Annotated in this window: 20 protein-coding genes and 3 tRNA genes; 8 read left to right on the top strand and 15 right to left on the bottom strand. The window is 50.1% G+C overall.

The features are described from left to right. The first annotated feature begins 56 nt into the window (after nucleotides 1–56). The 6 genes from SK53_RS02655 to SK53_RS02635 all read left to right on the top strand — a co-directional run bounded on the left by SK53_RS02655 (nucleotide 57) and on the right by SK53_RS02635 (nucleotide 3,904). Nucleotides 57–416, top strand: coding sequence for a hypothetical protein (locus SK53_RS02655; RefSeq protein ID WP_226868919.1), 360 nt, complete (start codon nucleotides 57–59; stop codon nucleotides 414–416). Next, the gene (locus SK53_RS02650) at nucleotides 416–1,450 is read left to right on the top strand and encodes a chromosome partitioning protein ParB (RefSeq protein WP_048208448.1); all 1,035 of its coding nucleotides are present in this window, start codon (nucleotides 416–418) and stop codon (nucleotides 1,448–1,450) included. Before SK53_RS02655 ends, SK53_RS02650 begins: the two co-directional genes overlap by 1 nt. Next, on the top strand, nucleotides 1,437–1,649 hold the full coding sequence (locus SK53_RS02645) for a hypothetical protein (protein ID WP_048208446.1): 213 nt from the start codon (nucleotides 1,437–1,439) through the stop codon (nucleotides 1,647–1,649). Before SK53_RS02650 ends, SK53_RS02645 begins: the two co-directional genes overlap by 14 nt. 143 nt (nucleotides 1,650–1,792) lie before the next feature. Continuing rightward, complete coding sequence (locus SK53_RS02640; RefSeq protein WP_048208445.1) at nucleotides 1,793–2,626, top strand: hypothetical protein; 834 nt, start codon at nucleotides 1,793–1,795, stop codon at nucleotides 2,624–2,626. A gap of 40 nt (nucleotides 2,627–2,666) precedes the next feature. Further along, entirely contained in the window at nucleotides 2,667–2,894 is a 228-nt protein-coding gene (locus SK53_RS22430; RefSeq protein ID WP_072207491.1) for a DUF4224 domain-containing protein, read from the top strand. Then, a complete protein-coding gene (locus SK53_RS02635) occupies nucleotides 2,894–3,904 on the top strand; it encodes a tyrosine-type recombinase/integrase (RefSeq protein WP_048208443.1) in 1,011 nt (336 codons plus the stop codon). Before SK53_RS22430 ends, SK53_RS02635 begins: the two co-directional genes overlap by 1 nt. Before the next feature lie 139 nt (nucleotides 3,905–4,043). Here SK53_RS02635 and SK53_RS02630 read toward each other — a convergent pair whose 3' ends face one another. The 7 genes from SK53_RS02630 to uvrY form a co-directional block, all read right to left on the bottom strand. After that, complete coding sequence (locus SK53_RS02630) at nucleotides 4,044–4,487, bottom strand: hypothetical protein (protein WP_032634721.1); 444 nt, start codon at nucleotides 4,485–4,487, stop codon at nucleotides 4,044–4,046. 278 nt (nucleotides 4,488–4,765) lie between these two features. Further along, nucleotides 4,766–4,852: transfer RNA gene (locus SK53_RS02625), tRNA-Leu, on the bottom strand. A gap of 11 nt (nucleotides 4,853–4,863) precedes the next feature. Continuing rightward, nucleotides 4,864–4,937, bottom strand: a tRNA-Cys gene (locus SK53_RS02620). Between the two features lie 51 nt (nucleotides 4,938–4,988). Then, nucleotides 4,989–5,064, bottom strand: a tRNA-Gly gene (locus SK53_RS02615). A gap of 163 nt (nucleotides 5,065–5,227) precedes the next feature. Then, the gene (gene pgsA / locus SK53_RS02610) at nucleotides 5,228–5,776 is read right to left on the bottom strand and encodes a CDP-diacylglycerol--glycerol-3-phosphate 3-phosphatidyltransferase (protein ID WP_003859652.1); all 549 of its coding nucleotides are present in this window, start codon (nucleotides 5,774–5,776) and stop codon (nucleotides 5,228–5,230) included. A gap of 56 nt (nucleotides 5,777–5,832) precedes the next feature. After that, complete coding sequence (gene uvrC / locus SK53_RS02605) at nucleotides 5,833–7,665, bottom strand: excinuclease ABC subunit UvrC (RefSeq protein ID WP_048208441.1); 1,833 nt, start codon at nucleotides 7,663–7,665, stop codon at nucleotides 5,833–5,835. After that, a complete protein-coding gene (uvrY, locus tag SK53_RS02600) occupies nucleotides 7,662–8,318 on the bottom strand; it encodes a UvrY/SirA/GacA family response regulator transcription factor (protein WP_003859647.1) in 657 nt (218 codons plus the stop codon). The genes uvrC and uvrY overlap by 4 nt, the downstream gene beginning before the upstream one ends. Before the next feature lie 464 nt (nucleotides 8,319–8,782). Here uvrY and SK53_RS02595 point away from each other — a divergent pair, with 464 nt between their 5' ends. Further along, nucleotides 8,783–9,007 carry a DUF2594 family protein gene (locus tag SK53_RS02595; RefSeq protein ID WP_003859644.1) on the top strand — a complete coding sequence of 75 codons (225 nt, stop codon included), beginning with the start codon at nucleotides 8,783–8,785 and terminating at the stop codon, nucleotides 9,005–9,007. 64 nt (nucleotides 9,008–9,071) lie between these two features. On the opposite strand, the gene sdiA is transcribed toward SK53_RS02595, so the two are convergent. From sdiA to SK53_RS02555, 8 genes are all read right to left on the bottom strand, one after another. Further along, nucleotides 9,072–9,794: a transcriptional regulator SdiA gene (sdiA, locus tag SK53_RS02590; RefSeq protein WP_003859639.1), complete on the bottom strand. Its 723-nt coding sequence runs from the start codon at nucleotides 9,792–9,794 to the stop codon at nucleotides 9,072–9,074. 223 nt (nucleotides 9,795–10,017) lie between these two features. After that, nucleotides 10,018–10,770: an L-cystine ABC transporter ATP-binding protein TcyN gene (gene tcyN / locus SK53_RS02585; protein WP_003859634.1), complete on the bottom strand. Its 753-nt coding sequence runs from the start codon at nucleotides 10,768–10,770 to the stop codon at nucleotides 10,018–10,020. Beyond that, nucleotides 10,767–11,435 carry a cystine ABC transporter permease gene (tcyL, locus tag SK53_RS02580; protein ID WP_003859632.1) on the bottom strand — a complete coding sequence of 223 codons (669 nt, stop codon included), beginning with the start codon at nucleotides 11,433–11,435 and terminating at the stop codon, nucleotides 10,767–10,769. The genes tcyN and tcyL overlap by 4 nt, the downstream gene beginning before the upstream one ends. Before the next feature lie 21 nt (nucleotides 11,436–11,456). Further along, entirely contained in the window at nucleotides 11,457–12,443 is a 987-nt protein-coding gene (gene dcyD / locus SK53_RS02575; protein WP_048208438.1) for a D-cysteine desulfhydrase, read from the bottom strand. A gap of 103 nt (nucleotides 12,444–12,546) precedes the next feature. Next, entirely contained in the window at nucleotides 12,547–13,347 is an 801-nt protein-coding gene (gene tcyJ, locus SK53_RS02570; RefSeq protein WP_003859627.1) for a cystine ABC transporter substrate-binding protein, read from the bottom strand. An 86-nt stretch (nucleotides 13,348–13,433) separates the two neighbouring features. Next, nucleotides 13,434–13,985, bottom strand: coding sequence for a flagella biosynthesis regulatory protein FliZ (fliZ, locus tag SK53_RS02565; protein WP_015570235.1), 552 nt, complete (start codon nucleotides 13,983–13,985; stop codon nucleotides 13,434–13,436). Between the two features lie 54 nt (nucleotides 13,986–14,039). Continuing rightward, nucleotides 14,040–14,759, bottom strand: coding sequence for an RNA polymerase sigma factor FliA (locus SK53_RS02560; RefSeq protein WP_003859623.1), 720 nt, complete (start codon nucleotides 14,757–14,759; stop codon nucleotides 14,040–14,042). Nucleotides 14,760–14,922: 163 nt separating this feature from the next. Then, the gene (locus SK53_RS02555) at nucleotides 14,923–16,650 is read right to left on the bottom strand and encodes a FliC/FljB family flagellin (RefSeq protein WP_032659212.1); all 1,728 of its coding nucleotides are present in this window, start codon (nucleotides 16,648–16,650) and stop codon (nucleotides 14,923–14,925) included. 267 nt (nucleotides 16,651–16,917) lie between these two features. Here SK53_RS02555 and fliD point away from each other — a divergent pair, with 267 nt between their 5' ends. Continuing rightward, complete coding sequence (gene fliD / locus SK53_RS02550) at nucleotides 16,918–18,330, top strand: flagellar filament capping protein FliD (RefSeq protein ID WP_032659217.1); 1,413 nt, start codon at nucleotides 16,918–16,920, stop codon at nucleotides 18,328–18,330. The last annotated feature ends 1 nt before the right edge of the window (nucleotide 18,331 follow it).

Below are 18,331 nucleotides of genomic sequence, written 5' to 3'. Positions count from 1 at the left end.
TCGTGCAACCAAAATTCAGCGCTGTGCAGAGCGCGTATAACACGGAGAAACTATCCATGACGAACACACAGAACGTCACCGAGTTACAACCACGCATGACCCGGGAGCAGCTGATCGACGCAGCGGGTAAGGCCGCCCCTCTCCTTCCGCCAGCTTATCGCGGAATTATGACCGAACTGGCTAACCGCCTGGACTATACAAGCGTAGCGCTTTGCGAAGCGATGGCGCAGCGTAAAGAACTGGCTCTTCAGAACGCTACTCTGCGTGAAGATGTCGCAAGCTGGGCCAAAGAGTGTGACCGCATTGTTGAACGCTACACGAAGACCAGAACCAATATGCATTTACTGGAAGCCCAGCGAGAATTGCGTGAGCTGTCACCCATCGTCATTTCCCAAAATAACGAGGTGGCTCTCTGATGGCTAACTCATTCAAGCAAATGACACGTGACGGGACCATCAAGCGCACCGACACCGGGATGTTTATCAGCCTTGATCAAATCCATGTGCGGGAAGGTTTCAACAAACGCGAAGATGATGAACGTACCCGCCAGGCAGATGATGACCTCTTCAACTACCTGATGAACGGTGGCTCCGTTCCCCCGCTGGAGGTTATCGCCCGTGATGAAGGTGGAGTGTGGGTTGTTGAAGGCCACCGTCGTCGTCGCTGCTATGCGCGTTGTGCAGAAGCTGGTAAGCCAGTAGACCGCATCCACATCATGCCGTTCAACGGTAACGATGTTCAGCGCCTGGCCCGCATCATGACCAGTAATAACCAGCTTCCGCTATCCGATATGGAACAGGCAGCTGTTATTCAGGAGCTACATAACGCCTTTAACCAGACCACCAGCGAGATAGCAAAGCTGGTGAATAAGTCTGTGGCCACCGTCGAAAAGCTGCTGCTCCTCAGCACGGCGAACCATGACGTTCAGCAGGAGGTTAAATCCGGTGCTGTTTCAGTCGATGTCGCGGTTGATCGCGTTATGGAGTATGGCGAACAGGCCGGGAAAGTACTCCAACACGATAAAGCTGTAGCGGCTGCACAGGGGAAAACGAAAGTTACCCGTAGCTCTATCGCGCCAGTGCTGAGCGTAAAGAACGCGCGCCGTTTCGTTGAGCTGATGGCTCAGGCCACGATCAGTGATGAAGGTGTCTTCACTCTTGAAGGCACTGCCCTAGCCGAGGCGCTGTCGATTATTGACGAACATAAAGCCATTGCTGAAGCACGTGAACTCTATCGCTTGTCACAACCAGTACCGACAACAGAAATTCGCGGACGATCTCTGTATGTGATGCTCGATGGTAAGGAAATTGGTCGGGCCTCACTGTATCGCGGTAAAACCGTTTGGCTGGACATGGATGACAAAACCATTGTCGCCAGCCAGTCAAAGGCTGTGGCCCACTTCGTTAAGCAACACAAATTGCAGCAGGAGCAAAATCATGACAGTCAATAAACCAATGACCGGTGAACAGCTGGATGAACTGATGACTATTGCTGTCAACATGCAACGAGATAGTGAAAAAGTGAGTGACCGCCCTGCTGCTATGTTCGCTTATGCAGTGCAGGTAGCTGTTTTGGAACTGCGTAATCTCCGTACTAACGTGGCGGCGCAGGTTGCGGATACTACGTCGCTTAAACACGCACAAGCCTAAATCAAGAACATTAATGGTTTATGAATAAATCAATCGGTTACTTACAACGTAATCCAATCGAAAAAAAATAGTAGATAAACTTCGTGAGGTAGATCGTTTATAGTGTTGCCCCCTAGCAAACACAATTTTGGGAGTGAAAAGATATGAACCAGAACCCCTTTTCAATATATGATTTTCTTGGCTACCTGATACCAGGAGGATTGTTTTTATATCTTCTATATTTTTGCGGGATCACTCTGGATTGGGATGTAATCATCCAACTAAAGAAAACTGCAATCGCACAGGAATCTTCTCTCAGTTTGTTGGGATATTCTTCAATTGTTATACTTGCATATATCATTGGCCATGCAATAGCAATATGCTCTGCTTTTCTAGTTGAAAAGTATATGAATGATACATTACAGTACCCTTCTATCTATCTTTTTTGGGAGTTAAATAATGATTTCAAAGACGAAGTCAAAAAAGATTACGGCAGAAAAACTAAGTATCTAATAATTAAGACGATATTACTACCAGTATTTATTCTTGATAGAATTACTTTTTATAAACTGTACTCCCGAGAGCTTACAAAGGAGTTAGCTTCGCCGCTATGGAGCATGCTGGAAAAGTCTTATAAGAAGATTTTTTCAGTAGATTTATCTCAACTTAAAAATGGTTATGCCTTACAAGGTGATCTTTTTAGATTAGCCTACCATTACTCATATGAACACTCCTCCAACCATCAGCCTAAAATACAGAATTATGTAGCATTATATGGATTTTGCAGGAACGTGTGCTTGGTATTTTTATTGTTCTTTTGGGTAGCTTTCGTCAGACTTGTAATTAATACCCTAACAGACGAAATGTTTGGATTTAACATATTATCAACTTTATCTATGCTACTGATGACATATGTTTTCTATTGTGGGTTCGTAAAATTCTACAGAAGATTCACCTTAGAAGTATTCATGGCATTCAGCGTTTTAAAAACTGATTGATATTTTGCCGGGTGCAGCCGGTTAAGTGGAGAGCTATACGATGAGCGGACAAAGCCAACGTTTTCTTACCCCTGATGACCTCTATCAACTTACTGGTTATCGCCGCCCTTCCCTTCAGTGCAGAGCGCTGAAAGAAAGCGGTGTATTTTTTGTACCACGTAAAGATGGCAGGCCGGGAACTACATGGGATCATGTAACTAATCCAGCTGGCCTGAAGCAGGTAGACAACAATCCAGAGGAAGAAGAACCAAACTTTAAGGACATGTAATGCCTAGAATCCGCAAAAACCCGGAAGATAACTGGATGCCGCCCCGCGTTCGCCGGGGCAAATCAGCCTATGAGTTCAGAACGCCAGACGGCAGAACTGTGAGATTGTGCAATCGCGATCTTACTAAGTCTCAGGTCTGGGCTGCCTATGAAAACTTCATCAACGATATCAGGGCAGGTTCCAACTTTCACGCACTTTGTGAAGAGTTCTTTAACTCGGGCGACTTTCATGAACTGGCCACCGAAACCAGAAAGGACTACAGAAAATATGGTTCAAAAGTAAATGTTGTTTTCGGGAAGATGAAGCCAGACAACATTAAGCCTGAGCATATCAGGAAGTATATGGATAAGAGAGGTGTTAAAAGCAGGGTTCAGGCGAACCGAGAGAAAGCGTTTATGTCGAGGGTGTTCAGGTGGGCATATGAGCGTGGCAAGGTGAAGATGAATCCATGCCATGGTGTGAAGCAATTTAAGGAGCAGGCGCGCACACGGTACGTCACGGACAAAGAATATGATGCTCTATTCAGCGTTTCGTCATTACCAGTGAAGATTGCCATGGAGTTGGCGTATTTATGCTGCGCACGTCAAGGTGACATTCTTGATCTTAAAAAGAGTCAGATACTTGATGAAGGCATTTTAATTCAGCAAAGCAAGACGGCAGTGAGTCAGATTAAGGCCTGGACAGCACGCCTATCGAAAGCGATTACCTTGGCCGATTCCCTTCCGTTAAATAGTGGCATGGTAAGTCTGTACGTTATCCACCAGCAGTCAGGGTCTCGTTACACACGAGATGCATTTAATGCGCAGTGGATGAAAGCTAAAAAGTTAGCTGCTGAAAAATTTTCTGAGCTTGAGTTTAACTTCACGTTCCATGATCTGAAAGCTAAAGGGATATCCGATCTGAAAGGAACACTTCACGAGAAGCAGGAAATTTCAGGGCATAAAAATGCATCACAAACGGCGAGATATAACCGAAAAATTTCTGTAGTACCGGTGGTCGGGGGGCAGTAATGCCCTCCTCAAATACACATAAGAACCAAGACTCTTCAGATAATCATTCTCATTCTAATAATCAGATCCAGTTATCATCTTCAAAATCGAGGAAGGGTGCTCTTACTTGTATTTTTCAAACTTGAAGACGCGAAACATCTTATAAACCAGGATCAGCTACATCGTCGATGAACTGTCGAGCTTTGTCATTAAAGCCTACCGCAGAAAAAACAATTGTTAAGCTACCGTCACGGATGGTGACTGTTTGACGGCGCATGAATTCACCAATTAGGTGATTTATTCCTGCTTGTGTATAAGCGTACCAATACATTCCCATAGATGGGTCGCAGTTCTGCCACCAACGCAATTTAGTTCCATTAACATACATGCTTGACGAACTGCCAGAAGCTTTACATTCGATACCGTTACGAGGCAACAGGTAGGCATTCACATCACCTTTCATAGACTTTGAAAGAAGCATATACCAATAGCCATCATCTGACATGACTGTTGGTTCACCACGTTTATTGATGTACCAGCCTTCAGCATGGACTGGATTGAGAATACAACAAAGGAACAAAACTACTGAAGTAAAGGCACGCATTTAAAATTCTCCTTAAATTTTATGCTTAGAGAGATATTTTACTTGTATGAATATCGAGTTCGGCTTCTCGTTAAATTACACGTATACCATCATAGAGCAAGAACGAATAACCTGAAGTAAAATTTAACTTGTACTTAGGTACTTCACCGTAAAAAAATTCTCGAATGGCGAAACGTAATGGCGAAAGAATGGTGAATGGCGAAAATTAGGCAATAAAAAACCACCTTTCGGTGGTTTATACGACACTGCTTATCATTGATTTTATTCTAGTTTTCCCATGGTAGCCGGAGTGGGACTTGAACCCACACAGCGCGAACGCCGAGGGATTTTAAATCCCTTGTGTCTACCGATTCCACCATCCGGCCAGGGAAGAAAGTGGAGGCGCGTTCCGGAGTCGAACCGGACTAGACGGATTTGCAATCCGCTACATAACCGCTTTGCTAACGCGCCTTAAATCTGTTGTCTTTCGACCTGCACCCGCAAACTGCCGATGCTTTAATCTGGAGCGGGAAACGAGACTCGAACTCGCGACCCCGACCTTGGCAAGGTCGTGCTCTACCAACTGAGCTATTCCCGCATGTCATCAAGTAACTATTTAACGACTTCCTAACCACTTGATTTCATTATCGTCCGGCTAACTGTGCCGCCGTTCGATGCGTTGCATTCTACTGATATGACGTTATGAGTCAACGTTATTTTTTGCATCTCAGGATCGTTTGCTGAAAATTAAGCCGAAACGATCACTGTTCAAGCAAATCACCGCGCGCAGCGTTCAAATATTGCAGCATTGACCACAATGTCAGCACCGCCGCAACCCACAGCAGACCAATGCCGGCCCACTCTACCCAGGCATTCGGACGCCACAGCATCCACACCAGCGCCGCCATCTGCGCAGTGGTTTTAACTTTCCCAATCCAGGACACCGCCACGCTGCTGCGTTTACCCAGCTCCGCCATCCACTCGCGCAGGGCAGAGATAATAATCTCACGTCCAATCATGGTCGCGGCAGGCAGCGTCACCCACCAGGTATGATAATGTTCCGCCACCAGCACCATCGCGATTGCTACCATCACCTTATCCGCAACCGGATCGAGGAACGCGCCAAAGCGGGTGCTCTGGTTCCAGCGACGCGCCAGATAACCGTCAAACCAGTCCGTCACGGCAGCGATCAGGAAAATAAGCGCACAGGCAAAAGGCGCCCAGACGACCGGCAGGTAAAATGCCAGGACGAAGAACGGAATGAGCACAACGCGAAAGAGAGTGAGCAACGTAGGGATATTAAATCGCATGATGACGGTAACTGTCTGTTGTCAGTAAAATTTAGCTCTATGTTGCTACAGAGCCCTCAATGTTTCAACGAGTAGTAGATCTTTTCTGCCAGCCCTTGCGAAATACCCGGCACTTTTGCAATTTCTTCCATACTGGCGTTGAGTAATCCTTGCAATCCGCCCATATACTTCAACAGCATCTGGCGACGTTTTGGCCCGACGCCTTCAATCGTCTCAAGGGTACTGGTATTTTTCACTTTCGCCCGTTTTTTACGGTGCCCGCTGATGGCATGATCGTGCGACTCATCGCGAATATGCTGGATCACGTGCAGCGCAGGGGAATCCGGCGGCAGGCTAAAGCCCTCGCCTTCCGGCTCAAAGAACAGCGTTTCCAGGCCAGCCTTACGATCTGCCCCCTTTGCTACCCCTAGCAGCAGCGGATGGTTGTTGTCCCACTCTACGTCGAGCGATTCGAATACCGCCTTCGCCTGCCCCAACTGCCCTTTCCCGCCGTCGATAAGGATAACGTCCGGGATTTTGCTCTCTTCAATCGCTTTACCATAGCGACGGCGCAGCACCTGGTTCATGGCGGCATAATCGTCACCGGGCGTAATGCCGGTGATGTTATAGCGACGATACTCTGCCCGCAGGGGGCCATTCGCATCAAAGACCACACACGACGCCACGGTCTGCTCACCCATCGTATGGCTGATGTCGAAGCATTCCATGCGTTTCACTTCCGGCAGCTTGAGCAGCGTAGCAAGGGCGGTTAAACGCTGACTGACGGTCGACTGCTGGGACAGTTTGGTGGTCAGCGCCGTGGCGGCATTGGTTCGCGCCAGCTTCAGATAACGCGCGCGATCGCCCCGCGGTTTCGTCTGGACATTCACCCGGCGGCCTGCCAGCTCTGAAAGCGAATCTGCCAGCAGGGTTTTATCGTCGAGCGTGAAGTCTAGAAGGATCTCCGAGGGCAGCGTACGCATCTGGCTGCCCTGCAAATAAAACTGGCCGACAAAAGTCTCCACCACTTCACCCAGCTCAGTGCCGCCCGGCACCTTCGGGAAGTAGCTGCGGCTGCCGAGCACTTTGCCCTGACGAATAAACAGCACGTGAACACAGGCCAGACCGGCGTCAAAGGCAACGCCGATAACATCGAGGTCGTCGCCCGTATTAGAAACAAACTGCTTCTCGGTCACCCTGCGCACCGCCTGGATCTGGTCGCGGATGCGTGCGGCCTCTTCAAATTCCAGCGCCGCGCTGGCTTTTTCCATACGAGTAATCAGTTGCGTCAGCACCTGATCGTCTTTCCCGGCTAAAAACAGGCGGACATATTCCACCTGCTGCGCGTACTCTTCTTCGCTTACCAGCCCTTCAACGCACGGCCCCAGGCAGCGGCCAATCTGATATTGCAGGCACGGCCGGGAACGGTTGCGGTAGACGCTGTTTTCACACTGGCGAACGGGGAAGATTTTTTGCAACAGCGCCAGCGTTTCGCGTACGGCATAACCGTTCGGGAAAGGGCCAAAGTATTCACCCTTCGCATGCTTAGCGCCACGATGCATCGCCAGGCGAGGATGGGTATCACCGCTCAGGAAGATAAACGGGTAGGACTTATCATCGCGCAACAGGACGTTGTAGCGCGGCTGATACAGCTTGATATAGTTGTGCTCAAGCAGCAGCGCTTCCGTTTCCGTATGCGTTACGGTGACATCAATGTTGTGTATAAGTGCGACCAGCGCTTCGGTTTTACGGGAGGCAAGGTTGCTGCGGAAATAGCTGGAAAGGCGTTTTTTCAGATCTTTTGCCTTACCGACATAGATAACCGTACCGCCAGCGTCGTACATTCGGTAGACGCCCGGCTGGCTGGTGACGGTTTTCAGAAATGCTTTTGAATCGAACGCTTCACTCACTGACTTATTAACGACTCCGCATTGCACAAACCATGGCGAATGGCCAGGTGAGTCAGTTCGACATCACCGTGAATGTTCAATTTACTGAACATCCGATAGCGATAGCTGTTGACCGTTTTCGGGCTGAGATTCAACTGCTCTGAGATCTCATTCACCTTCTGACCTTTAGTGATCATCAGCATAATCTGCAATTCGCGCTCAGACAAACTGGCAAACGGAGATTCCGTTTTTTCCGGTTCAATCTGACTCAGAGCCATCTGTTGAGCAATATCAGAAGCGATGTAACGCTGCCCGGCGTATACGGTGCGGATCGCATTGACAACTTCCTGCGGCGCGGCGCCTTTACTGAGATACCCGGCAGCACCCGCCTGCATAACCCTGGCAGGCAGCGGATTTTCGGTATGGACGGTCAGCATGATAACTTTGGTATCAACGAACATGCGCGCGATTTTGCGCGTGGCTTCAAGCCCGCCAATACCGGGCATGTTCATATCCATCAGCACCACGTCTGCGGAGTTAGCGCGACACCATTTGACGGCATCTTCGCCACAGCACGCCTCGCCGGCAACTTTAATACCCTTTATATCTTCAAGAATGCGTCGTATCCCTGCGCGCACCAGTTCGTGGTCATCAACAAGAAGGACGTTGATCAAAGGAAATGTCTCCAGAATAGGGATAACGCTACTGACTGCTAATTGGGTTTATATTAACGGTTTTCCATGCAAGATTAAAACGCTAAAAAATCGGCTATACGATTCTGGTCTCGTTTTTGGAAATTAGGCTGTACAGCAAGTGGAAAGAAAACCCTTGTCCGCTGGGCTTTTACCGCTATTTTCTAGCATCGATATTCAAAAAGTTACTAAAACAGTTGTTAACTCAAACGAAAAAGAGCGCGCGATTTTTTGTAACAACAATTAACGAATGACGAACCGGGGATAAACATTTAATTGCCGCTAACATATTGGACAGAGTACCTTCATAATCCGCGTCGACCAATAATCGCGGCGCGACAAGTATAAAAAACAACCACTGCATTTTTTGCCATAGCTTGTGGTATACTCCGCCGCCTTAACTTTCATCGTCGCGCTCATGCGCTGTTTTATAATGAGGAAAATAAATGAGCACACCTGAATTTGCCACTGCCGAGAATAACCAGGAACTGGCACAGGAAGTAAACTGCCTGAAGTCGCTGCTGACGCTTATGCTACAGGCGATGGGCCAGGCTGATGCTGGTCGTGTGATCATTAAAATGGAAAAACAGATCGCGCAGATGGAAGACCAGGCGGAATCCGCTGTTTTTGCCAATACGGTTAAGCAAATTAAACAAGCCTACCGCCAGTAACAAAAACGGCTGGATGCAAAGCATTCAGCCGTTTTCTCGTCTGACACGCAGAACATGATATCAGTCAGATAAGTCCCGTCGCCGCGGCATAACACGCTATCTGGATCTTATTCGGTGCGTTGAATTTCTTCTGCATATTCTTCTGGTGGAAATTGACGGTATTTTCCGAGATGGAAAGAATGATGGCGATTTCTGCCGACGTCTTCCCTTCTGCGGTCCACTTCAGAATTTCCCGTTCACGCTTGCTGAATTTCATTTCAGGCGGCATCACCGTCTCATGTTCAAAGCGCAACAGCGTAGTGAGCGCCATCTGGACCAGCATTTGTAAACGCAGCTCAACTTCTTCACTGGATATCGAGTGTGCCTGTAAGCTGGTACATGACACGGAAAGGAAACCGAGCGCATGATTTGGCATCATCAGACACTGCGTTATTCCCTTGCGTAAACCGTGGTCCCGCGCGCCGTCCCATAATTGCTGGGCATCCGTGAATAATTCATCCGTCCAGGGCAAATGTCCCTGAATGAAATTCTCCGGCTTCAGTACCGGGTCAATGGCGAAATAATTCTCGGATTGATATTGCGCCATCCATTGTTGCGGATAACTGGAATGGACGGAGGTTCGCGGGCGGGTAAATGGCACAGGGTGTCGAACACAAAGCGCATAATAATCGAATTCAAGCGCCTGCGTTTGTCGCTGAAGTTCCTGATATACCTCGTCAGCACAGGTCATTTGCTGAAACCGGAGGACGCATTCCCGTCGCCAGGTGAAAAAGTCTATATCCCTCATACTTGCCGAATGAAGCCTCTGATAAAGATAATCATTATTATGGTGAATATAACCTAACACATTTAGCATGATTATTTATATAAAATATCGGTCACAGGCAGATTATCTTTAATTTGGCGATGGCTTATCCACTTCAGGCGGAATAAAAAAGCAACAGAACGGAGTTTAAGGGAGGATTATTTGCTCCAGAAGCGGCATCTGGAGCAAATTGAACGCTAAAATGCTACTGCATTAAGAATTTTTCAAGGAACTGACGGGTACGGGGCTGCTGCGGATTGGCAAACAGCGCTTTAGCTGGCCCCTGCTCAACTATTCTCCCCTGATCCATGAAAATAGCCCGATCGGCAACGTCGCGGGCGAAGCTCATTTCATGCGTCACAATCACCATCGTGCGTTTCTCCTGCGCCAGCTGTCGGATGGTGTTCAGCACTTCCCCGACCAGCTCAGGATCGAGCGCGGATGTGGGTTCGTCAAACAGGATCACATCCGGGCGCATCGCCAGCGCGCGTGCAATAGCGACACGCTGCTGCTGCCCGCCAGATAAGCGACGCGGATAGCTCGTCTCCTTCCCTGCCAGGCCAACCTTCGCCAGCAGCTCGCGGGCGCGGACCGTGGCGTCTTCCTTAGGTTCCCCCTTGACGATGACCGGCCCTTCAATAATGTTTTCCAGCACCGTGCGGTGCGGGAAGAGATTAAAGCTCTGGAACACGAAGCCGACATGCTGGCGCAGGCGGCGAATCAGCCCTTTTTGCTGGCTGATGGGTTTCCCGGTATCAATGGTGATATCACCCACGCGGATCGTCCCGCCTTCGGGCTGCTCCAGTAAATTGATGCTGCGCAGCAGCGTGGTTTTGCCTGACCCGCTCGGGCCGATAATTGCCACCACTTCGCCCTGCTCAACCTCAAGATCAATGCCATGCAGCACCGTTTGCCCGTGGAATTTTTTCACCAGGTTTTTGACGTCAATTGCACTCATTTTGGATCACGCTCCTGGCGGTTAAGCTGGTTTTCAAAATAGTTTTGCAGAGCGGACAGCACCGTCGCCATCACCCAGTAAATCAGCGAGGCCGCCAGATACATAGTAAACACTTCCAGCGTACGCGAGGTGATCAGCTGCGCCTGACGGAACAGCTCCGGCACCTGAATGGTCGCCGCAAGGGAGGTGTCTTTCACCAGGCTGATAAAGCTGTTGCTCAGCGGCGGCAGCGCCACGCGCGCCGCCTGGGGCAGGATCGCCCGGCGCAGCGTCTGCCACGGGGTCATCCCGATACTGGCCGCCGCTTCCCACTGCCCTTTATCGATGGAGGAGATCGCCGCACGCAGCGTTTCAGAGGTGTACGCCGCTGTATTCAGCGACAGGCCAATCATCGCCGCCGGGATCGGATCCAGCTCGATACCGAACTGTGGCAGCCCGTAGTAAATCATAAACAGCTGGGCGATAAGCGGCGTTCCGCGGAACACGGAGATGTAAAACCGCGCCAGCCATCGCACCGGCCAGATGTTGGACATGCGCATCAGTGCCAGCACAAACCCGAGCACCAGCCCGAAGAACATCCCGCCGATACTTAGCTGTAAAGTAAACACCGCGCCTTTAAGCAAGAACGGCAGCGAATCAATAACCAGTTGAATACTTTCTTGCATTATTATTTTTCTACCTGATTTTTAGACATGAGGATGATAGGCAAACAGCGCAGGCGCTCCGCCAGTATGAACAAACAAAATAGGTCCTTCATCCTTAAAGCGCTTCCGGGCGATGCCGTCGATCAGGCCCGCCATTGCCTTACCGGTATAGACCGGGTCAAGCAGAATACCTTCGAGACGGGCCAGCAGCTTAACGGCCTCCATCCCTTCATCATTGGGGGTGCCATAGCCCGGCGCGAAATAGTCATCCCACAGCAATATTTCCGCCTTCGCCTGAAGCGCAAGCTGTTCAGCCACCGCCTGTTGCAGGGTGACGACTTTCGGCTTTTGGTCCGCAACGCTTCTGGAAACCGTCACGCCAATCAGCTCGACCTCCGGCATCAGCTGCTCAAGCCCGACCGCTAAACCGGCATGGGTCCCCGCACTGCCGGACGCCACCACCACCGAGGATAAACTTACCGCGCCTTCGCACTGCTGAGCGATTTCCAGCGCGCTCTCAACATAGCCGAGGGCACCCAACGCATTCGAGCCGCCAACCGGGATCACGTACGGACGAAAACCCTGCGCTTCCAGACGCGTCGCCAGCTCGTCGAGCTGTGCTGTCGGGTCGGTCAACGCGTCGACCATTTCAACCTGCACGTTGAACAGATCCAGCAGCAGACGGTTACCGTTAGTCAGGTAATTCTCTGCCTGCGTCCCGATCGGGTTCTCCAGCAGGGCTACGCAGTGGAGTCCCAGCTTCGCCGCCACTGCCGCCGTCTGGCGAACGTGGTTAGACTGAATTGCCCCGGCGGTGATCAGCGTATCCGCCCCCTCGCGCAGGGCATCGGCGGCGAGAAATTCCAGCTTGCGCAGCTTATTTCCGCCCATCGCCATGGGCGTCACATCGTCACGCTTAATGAATATATCGCGCCCCAGATAGTCAGAAAATCGCGGCAGATACTCCAGCGGCGTGGGTGCGCCGATAAATTCCAGACGGGGAAAGCGCGTTAAATTCTGTAGTGACATGGTTCCTCCGGTCACGCAAACAATTGTTATTTCATTATGCACGCAGACGCGCGAGAAATAAAAAAGGCGCTTTTAAAAGCGCCTTTTTTTGTCAGTCTGAGACTTATTTCGTCACGTCTGCGCCGAACCACTTCTCAGAAAGCGCCTTCAGGCTACCGTCTTTCTGCATCTCAGCAATGGCGCCATCGATGGCTTTCAGCAGATCCTCGTTACCCTTACGCACCGCCACGCCGGACTCCTGACGGGAGAACGCATCACCCGCGACAGCCAGGGTATTGTTGGTTTTCTTCACCAGATCCAGCGCTGCCAGGCGGTCAACCAGAATGGCGTCAATACGGCCTACGCGCAGATCCTGGTATTTCGTCGGGTCATCATCGTAGGTACGGATGTCCACGCCCTGCACGTTCTGGCGCAGCCACTCTTCGTAGTTGGTGCCCAGACCGACGCCGACTTTCTTACCTTTCAGATCCGCTGCGGACTTGATGCTGCCTTCGTTACCTTTCTTCACCAGCGCCTGAATACCGGACACGGTGTACGGCGTGGAGAAGTCATACTTCTTCTTACGTTCGTCAGAAATGGTTACCTGGTTAATCACCACGTCAATACGTTTGGAATCCAGTGACGCCAGCATCCCATCCCATTTGGTGGGTTTCAGGGAGGCTTTAACGCCGAGGTGTTTTGCCAGCTCCTGCGCAAACTCCACTTCAAAACCGGTCAGTTTACCGTCGTCACCCTGGAAGCTGAACGGAGGATAGGTTCCTTCCAGCCCAACCAGCAGCGTGCCGCGCTCTTTAACTTTGTTGAGCAGATTCTCTGCCGCGAACGTTTTCACGCTCATCCCCGCGACCAGCGCAACGGCCATCATCCCCATCAGCGCCTGACGACCCAGAAGTGCTAATTTCATAAGTACTCCGATACAGTGGAATTTTTGAGTAGTGTAGAGAAATCGCCTGCAACGTCAAAGGCGGCTGCGCTACATCTTATTCTTTTTTAATATATATCAGAAGTTGTTCCGGCGCGGACTTTCTGCTTTATGACGCCCGGCATCTGGACTTTATATTGTGCGTACTTTCGCAGCGCGATGCGGTAATTGTTGGTACTGGTGGCGGGCAGCCAGGGCTCCAGATTTTCATCCAGGTATCCGGTTGTCAGCAGATCGCGGGAGATATTTTGCATGGTCAAATGCTGACCCAGGCGGCGCAGGCGAACCACGTATTCACGCACGGTGCCGTGACTCATCTCCGTTTGTTCAAACAGGAATTGCTTGAAGCCAATAATATCGAAGAAGTCGCTTTGCTCTTTGCAATGGAGATCGCCACAGAAACGGCAAAGCGCTACCCACTCTTTTTGCTCTTCAAGCCAGGCGGCTTCATCCATCAGCGTATCGAGGCGGGAAATCGCAATCTTATTCACGATTTCACCGCGACGAACCAGCGTGATGCGGTCGAGTAATTTTTTACAGTGGGCGCAATGCGTCTGGCTGTGTTTAAAGTCTTTCAGGTAGCGGCTTAAAGGCCGTCTTTTAGATTGCTGCACCGTCATGATAACTCCTGGTTGTCAATACGTTGTGCGGCATTTCCAAGGCGAATGACTCACCTATAACTTACCCAGTTTTGTGCGCAGGCGTTTAATGGCCTGGCTGTGCAGCTGGCTCACCCGTGACTCGCCCACCTCCAGCACGGCGCCAATCTCTTTGAGATTGAGCTCTTCCTGGTAATAGAGGGTTAACACCAGTTGCTCACGTTCCGGTAAAGCTTCAATCGCTTCCATCACGCGCTGGCGTAAATTCCCTTCCAGTAAATGGTGTAACGGGTTCTCTTGCTGGTGTTCATCGGTCACCAGCTCGATGCTATCGCCATGCTCTTCGCGCCACTCATCATAAGAGAAGAGTTGGCTGTTATTGGTATCGAGCAACATCTGGCGATACTCTTCAACAGGAATGCCCAGACGCTCCGCTACTTCGGTTTCCGTCGCGTTGCGCCCCAGCTCCTGTTCCAGCTGCCCCATCGCATGCGCCACTTCGCGCGCGTTGCGGCGAACGCTGCGCGGCACCCAGTCGCGGCTGCGCAGCTCGTCCAGCATCGCACCACGAATACGCTGCACTGCGTAAGTCGTAAATGCCGTTCCTTGCAGAGCGTCGTACCGGTCAACTGCATTCAATAACCCGATACCGCCCGCCTGTAGCAGATCGTCCAGTTCCACGCTCGCCGGCAAACGCACCTGGAGGCGCAATGCTTCGTGACGCACCAGCGGAACATAACGCTGCCACAGCGAGTGTTTATCCATTACACCTTCAGCGGTATAGAGTGAATTCACGATAAACAGCCCTGCGTTAGTTGAGTTATCGGCATGATTATCCGATTCTGGAGGGGTTTTAATCGGGTGAATAGTGGGTGAAATGAGGGGTTATTTGGGGGGTTACGCTTGTGCGTGGATAGAAAAAACCCCGCCGAAGCGGGGTTTAAGCGTAATCAGGCGATTAACCTTGCAGCAGAGACAGAACCTGCTGAGGAACCTGGTTAGCCTTGGCCAACACGGAGTTACCGGCCTGCTGGATGATCTGCGCTTTAGACATATTTGACACTTCGGTCGCATAGTCGGCGTCCTGAATACGGGACTGCGCTTCAGACAGGTTGGTGGTGGTGTTGTTCAGGTTGGTGACAGCAGAACCCAGGCGGTTTTGGATGGCACCTAAAGAAGAACGGAACTTATCGATGGAGCTGATAGCATCGTCCAATGCTTTCAGTGGATCGGTAGTAGTAGCAGCTTTAGTCGCTGCGTCGGTAGTGAATTTACCTGCTGCGTCAGTGTAAACAGCTTTTCCAGAACCATTGGTCACGCTGCCATCAGTTTGCAGGAAGTAATCAACGGTATTGGTAGTAGTCAGAGTACCATCAGTCGCTGTATAAGTAGCCGCGCCCCCAGTGGTAACAACGCCAGTTGCGCTAATAGAAATATCGTCAGTACCATCAGCGTCATTATCTACATTGAGAGCAGTACCTTTAGCAGCGGATTGCAGAGCATCAGCGCTGATACGAACGTTGCTCAGTGTAATTGTACCTGATTGAGAACCTGTTGCTGCGTCAGCAGAACCCGCCAGAGCGATAGTTGCGCCATCAGCCGTAGTAATTGAAACACCCACTGCACCTGTAGCGTCATGGTTTTTAGTCAGACCATCAAGCGTTGCCGCGGCAACTGTACCGGCGCTGTTTTGAGTCAAGTTACCTGTTGAATCGATAAACAGTGCTGAACCATCTTTAGCAGTAATTTTACCATCACTCGCCAGCACAACATCAACAGAAGTACCACCAATCTTAACGCTCAGGTTAGCAGTATCCCCTGCTTTCGGCGTCAGGAAGGATTGCAGTGCAGCGCTATTGCTGTCACCAGCTGCCGCACCAGCAGCGATGGTCGCCCCGAAGCTGAAATCATTTGTTGCTTTGTTGTAGGTATAGTTAGTCGCTGTCGCTGTCCCAAAACCATTAGAAATTGTGGCATCGACAATTGCACCATCAGACAGATTTGCAAATACGTTTGCAGCAGTGGCTTTATTCAGACCTGCGTCTACAGTGTATTTGGTTACACCGGCAGCATCGGTGGATGGTGTTGTACCTGCTGTAGCTGCTGCCGCTGCCAGTTCATCCTTGGTAGCAGCAGTGTTTGCCACAGAGCCCTGACCATTAACGTTAAAACCGGTCAGACCAAGAGTTTTAGAGTCGATTTGTTTCAGGTCGATAGTGATGGTCTGGCCATCGTTCGCTCCAACCTGAATTTTCATGGAACCGTCTTTAGCCAGCACATTAACACCGTTAAACTGAGTCTGACCAGACACGCGGTCAATTTCGTCCAGACGGGATTTGATTTCATCCTGAATTGAGTCCAGATCAGACTTAGAGTTAGTACCAGTAGAAGACTGAACGGTCAGCTCACGAATACGCTGTAAGTTGTTGTTGATTTCAGACAGTGCGCCTTCAGTAGTCTGTGCAACAGAGATGCCGTCGTTAGCGTTACGTGCAGCCTGAGTCAGACCTTTGATGTTGGAGGTGAAGCGGTTAGCAATCGCCTGGCCTGCTGCGTCATCTTTTGCGCTGTTGATACGCAGACCGGATGACAGACGCTCAATGGCAGTAGACATTGAAGACTGGTTCTTGTTGATGTTGTTCTGAGTGATCAGCGAGAGGCTGTTGGTATTAATGACTTGTGCCATGATTTCGTTTCCTGTTGTTCATCAAATCTGTGGATTAGATTTGGGTTTCCACCCTTCGGCTTCATCGCCGTCAAAGGTGTTATCGTCTGGTCCAAAAAAACCTTTAGATTTTTTTTCAGGATCGCATCATTTTTTTAGCCACAGAAATACTCTTCTCTATTAGCGCTATTCTCGCCATTAAAAAAAAGAATCTAACCGTAAACTTTCCTGAGTTGAGGCCGATAACCCCACTATTCGTTCTACGTGTCGTTACATTAAGGAATAAATATGGCAAGTATTTCTACGTTGGGAGTCGGATCAGGTTTGCAGTTAGGCGACATTCTGGACAGTCTGACCGCTGCACAAAAAGCACAGCTGACGCCGATCTCTAAGCAGCAAACTTCCTATACAGCAAAACTTAGTGCCTACGGCACGCTGAAAAGTGCATTGGAATCCTTCCAGACGGCAAATACTGCACTTAGCAAAGCCGATCTGTTTACAGCGACTACCACCGCCAGCAGCAGCACAGCCTTCAGTGCCACAACCAGCGGCAGCGCGATTGCGGGTAAATACACCATTAACGTATCGCAGCTTGCGCAGGCGCAAACCCTGACAACAGCTAAAACGCAAAGTGATAATAAAACGGCGATTGCGACAGCGGACAGCACCATCACCATTCAGCAAGGTGGTGACAAGAAACCTGTCACTATTAATATCAGTGCGGAAAACTCATCTCTGAGTGGTATCCGAGATGCGATCAACAAAGCGGATGCTGGCGTAAGTGCCAGTATTATTAACGTCGGTAATGGTGAGTATCGTCTGTCCATTACGTCGAAAGATACCGGTAAAGACAATGCCATGACTATTAGTGTCAGCGGCGATACGGCACTTCAGTCCTTCATGGGCTACAACGGTAATAGCGCAGATACCGCTAACGGCATGATGGAAAGCGTTACGGCCCAAAATGCGCTATTGAAAGTTAATAACGTTGATATTGAAAACAGCAGCAATACAATCAGTGATGCGCTGGAAGATATCACTCTCAACCTGAACGACGTGACAACCGGTAATCAGACCTTAACGATCACTACCGATAACACTAAAGCGACCAAAGCGATAAACGACTGGGTGACGGCGTATAACTCCCTGCAAGATACTTTCAGCAGCCTCACAAAATATACTGCTGTGGACGCGGGTTCAGACGCTCAGAATACCAGCAACGGCGCGTTATTAGGCGACAGTACGCTACGCACTATTCAGACTCAGTTGAGAAGCGTGCTGAATAACCCTCACACCAGTTCCAATATCAAGACCCTTGCTCAAGCTGGCATCACTACCGACCCAAGCACCGGTAAACTGGAAGTGGATGATGACAAGCTTAGCGCGGCAATGAAAAACAGCGCGGCTGGTATCAAAGACCTGCTGATCGGTGACGGGAAAACATCCGGTATCACCACCACCGTTGGAACAAACCTTACAGGTTGGCTCTCCAGCACCGGCATCATTCAGGCTGCCAAAGATGGCGTCAGTAAAACCCTGAACAATTTAACTAAGCAATATAACGCGGCCAGCGAGCGTATCGACACCATGGTAGCGCGTTATAAAGAACAGTTTACGCAATTAGACGTCATGATGAACTCGCTGAACTCTACCAGCAGTTACCTGACGCAGCAGTTCGAAAATACGTCCAGCAACAAGTAGT

The sequence above is a fragment of the Enterobacter sp. MGH119 genome (genome assembly GCF_001037675.1).
In the GTDB taxonomy this organism is placed as follows: Bacteria; Pseudomonadota; Gammaproteobacteria; order Enterobacterales; family Enterobacteriaceae; genus Enterobacter; species Enterobacter hormaechei_C.
Note: the sequence above shows the minus strand (reverse complement) of the source record. Positions and strands in the feature narration are given on the sequence as shown.

What these genes read in the sequence shown, in the direction of transcription:
- SK53_RS02655 (WP_226868919.1), top strand. Translation starts at nt 57, where the DNA reads ATGACGAACACACAGAACGTCACCGAGTTACAACCACGCATGACCCGG.
- SK53_RS02650 (WP_048208448.1), top strand. Translation starts at nt 416, where the DNA reads ATGGCTAACTCATTCAAGCAAATGACACGTGACGGGACCATCAAGCGC.
- SK53_RS02645 (WP_048208446.1), top strand. Translation starts at nt 1,437, where the DNA reads ATGACAGTCAATAAACCAATGACCGGTGAACAGCTGGATGAACTGATG.
- SK53_RS02640 (WP_048208445.1), top strand. Translation starts at nt 1,793, where the DNA reads ATGAACCAGAACCCCTTTTCAATATATGATTTTCTTGGCTACCTGATA.
- SK53_RS22430 (WP_072207491.1), top strand. Translation starts at nt 2,667, where the DNA reads ATGAGCGGACAAAGCCAACGTTTTCTTACCCCTGATGACCTCTATCAA.
- SK53_RS02635 (WP_048208443.1), top strand. Translation starts at nt 2,894, where the DNA reads ATGCCTAGAATCCGCAAAAACCCGGAAGATAACTGGATGCCGCCCCGC.
- SK53_RS02630 (WP_032634721.1), bottom strand. Translation starts at nt 4,487, where the DNA reads ATGCGTGCCTTTACTTCAGTAGTTTTGTTCCTTTGTTGTATTCTCAAT.
- pgsA (WP_003859652.1), bottom strand. Translation starts at nt 5,776, where the DNA reads ATGCGATTTAATATCCCTACGTTGCTCACTCTCTTTCGCGTTGTGCTC.
- SK53_RS02595 (WP_003859644.1), top strand. Translation starts at nt 8,783, where the DNA reads ATGAGCACACCTGAATTTGCCACTGCCGAGAATAACCAGGAACTGGCA.
- sdiA (WP_003859639.1), bottom strand. Translation starts at nt 9,794, where the DNA reads ATGAGGGATATAGACTTTTTCACCTGGCGACGGGAATGCGTCCTCCGG.
- tcyN (WP_003859634.1), bottom strand. Translation starts at nt 10,770, where the DNA reads ATGAGTGCAATTGACGTCAAAAACCTGGTGAAAAAATTCCACGGGCAA.
- tcyL (WP_003859632.1), bottom strand. Translation starts at nt 11,435, where the DNA reads ATGCAAGAAAGTATTCAACTGGTTATTGATTCGCTGCCGTTCTTGCTT.
- dcyD (WP_048208438.1), bottom strand. Translation starts at nt 12,443, where the DNA reads ATGTCACTACAGAATTTAACGCGCTTTCCCCGTCTGGAATTTATCGGC.
- tcyJ (WP_003859627.1), bottom strand. Translation starts at nt 13,347, where the DNA reads ATGAAATTAGCACTTCTGGGTCGTCAGGCGCTGATGGGGATGATGGCC.
- fliZ (WP_015570235.1), bottom strand. Translation starts at nt 13,985, where the DNA reads ATGACGGTGCAGCAATCTAAAAGACGGCCTTTAAGCCGCTACCTGAAA.
- SK53_RS02555 (WP_032659212.1), bottom strand. Translation starts at nt 16,650, where the DNA reads ATGGCACAAGTCATTAATACCAACAGCCTCTCGCTGATCACTCAGAAC.
- fliD (WP_032659217.1), top strand. Translation starts at nt 16,918, where the DNA reads ATGGCAAGTATTTCTACGTTGGGAGTCGGATCAGGTTTGCAGTTAGGC.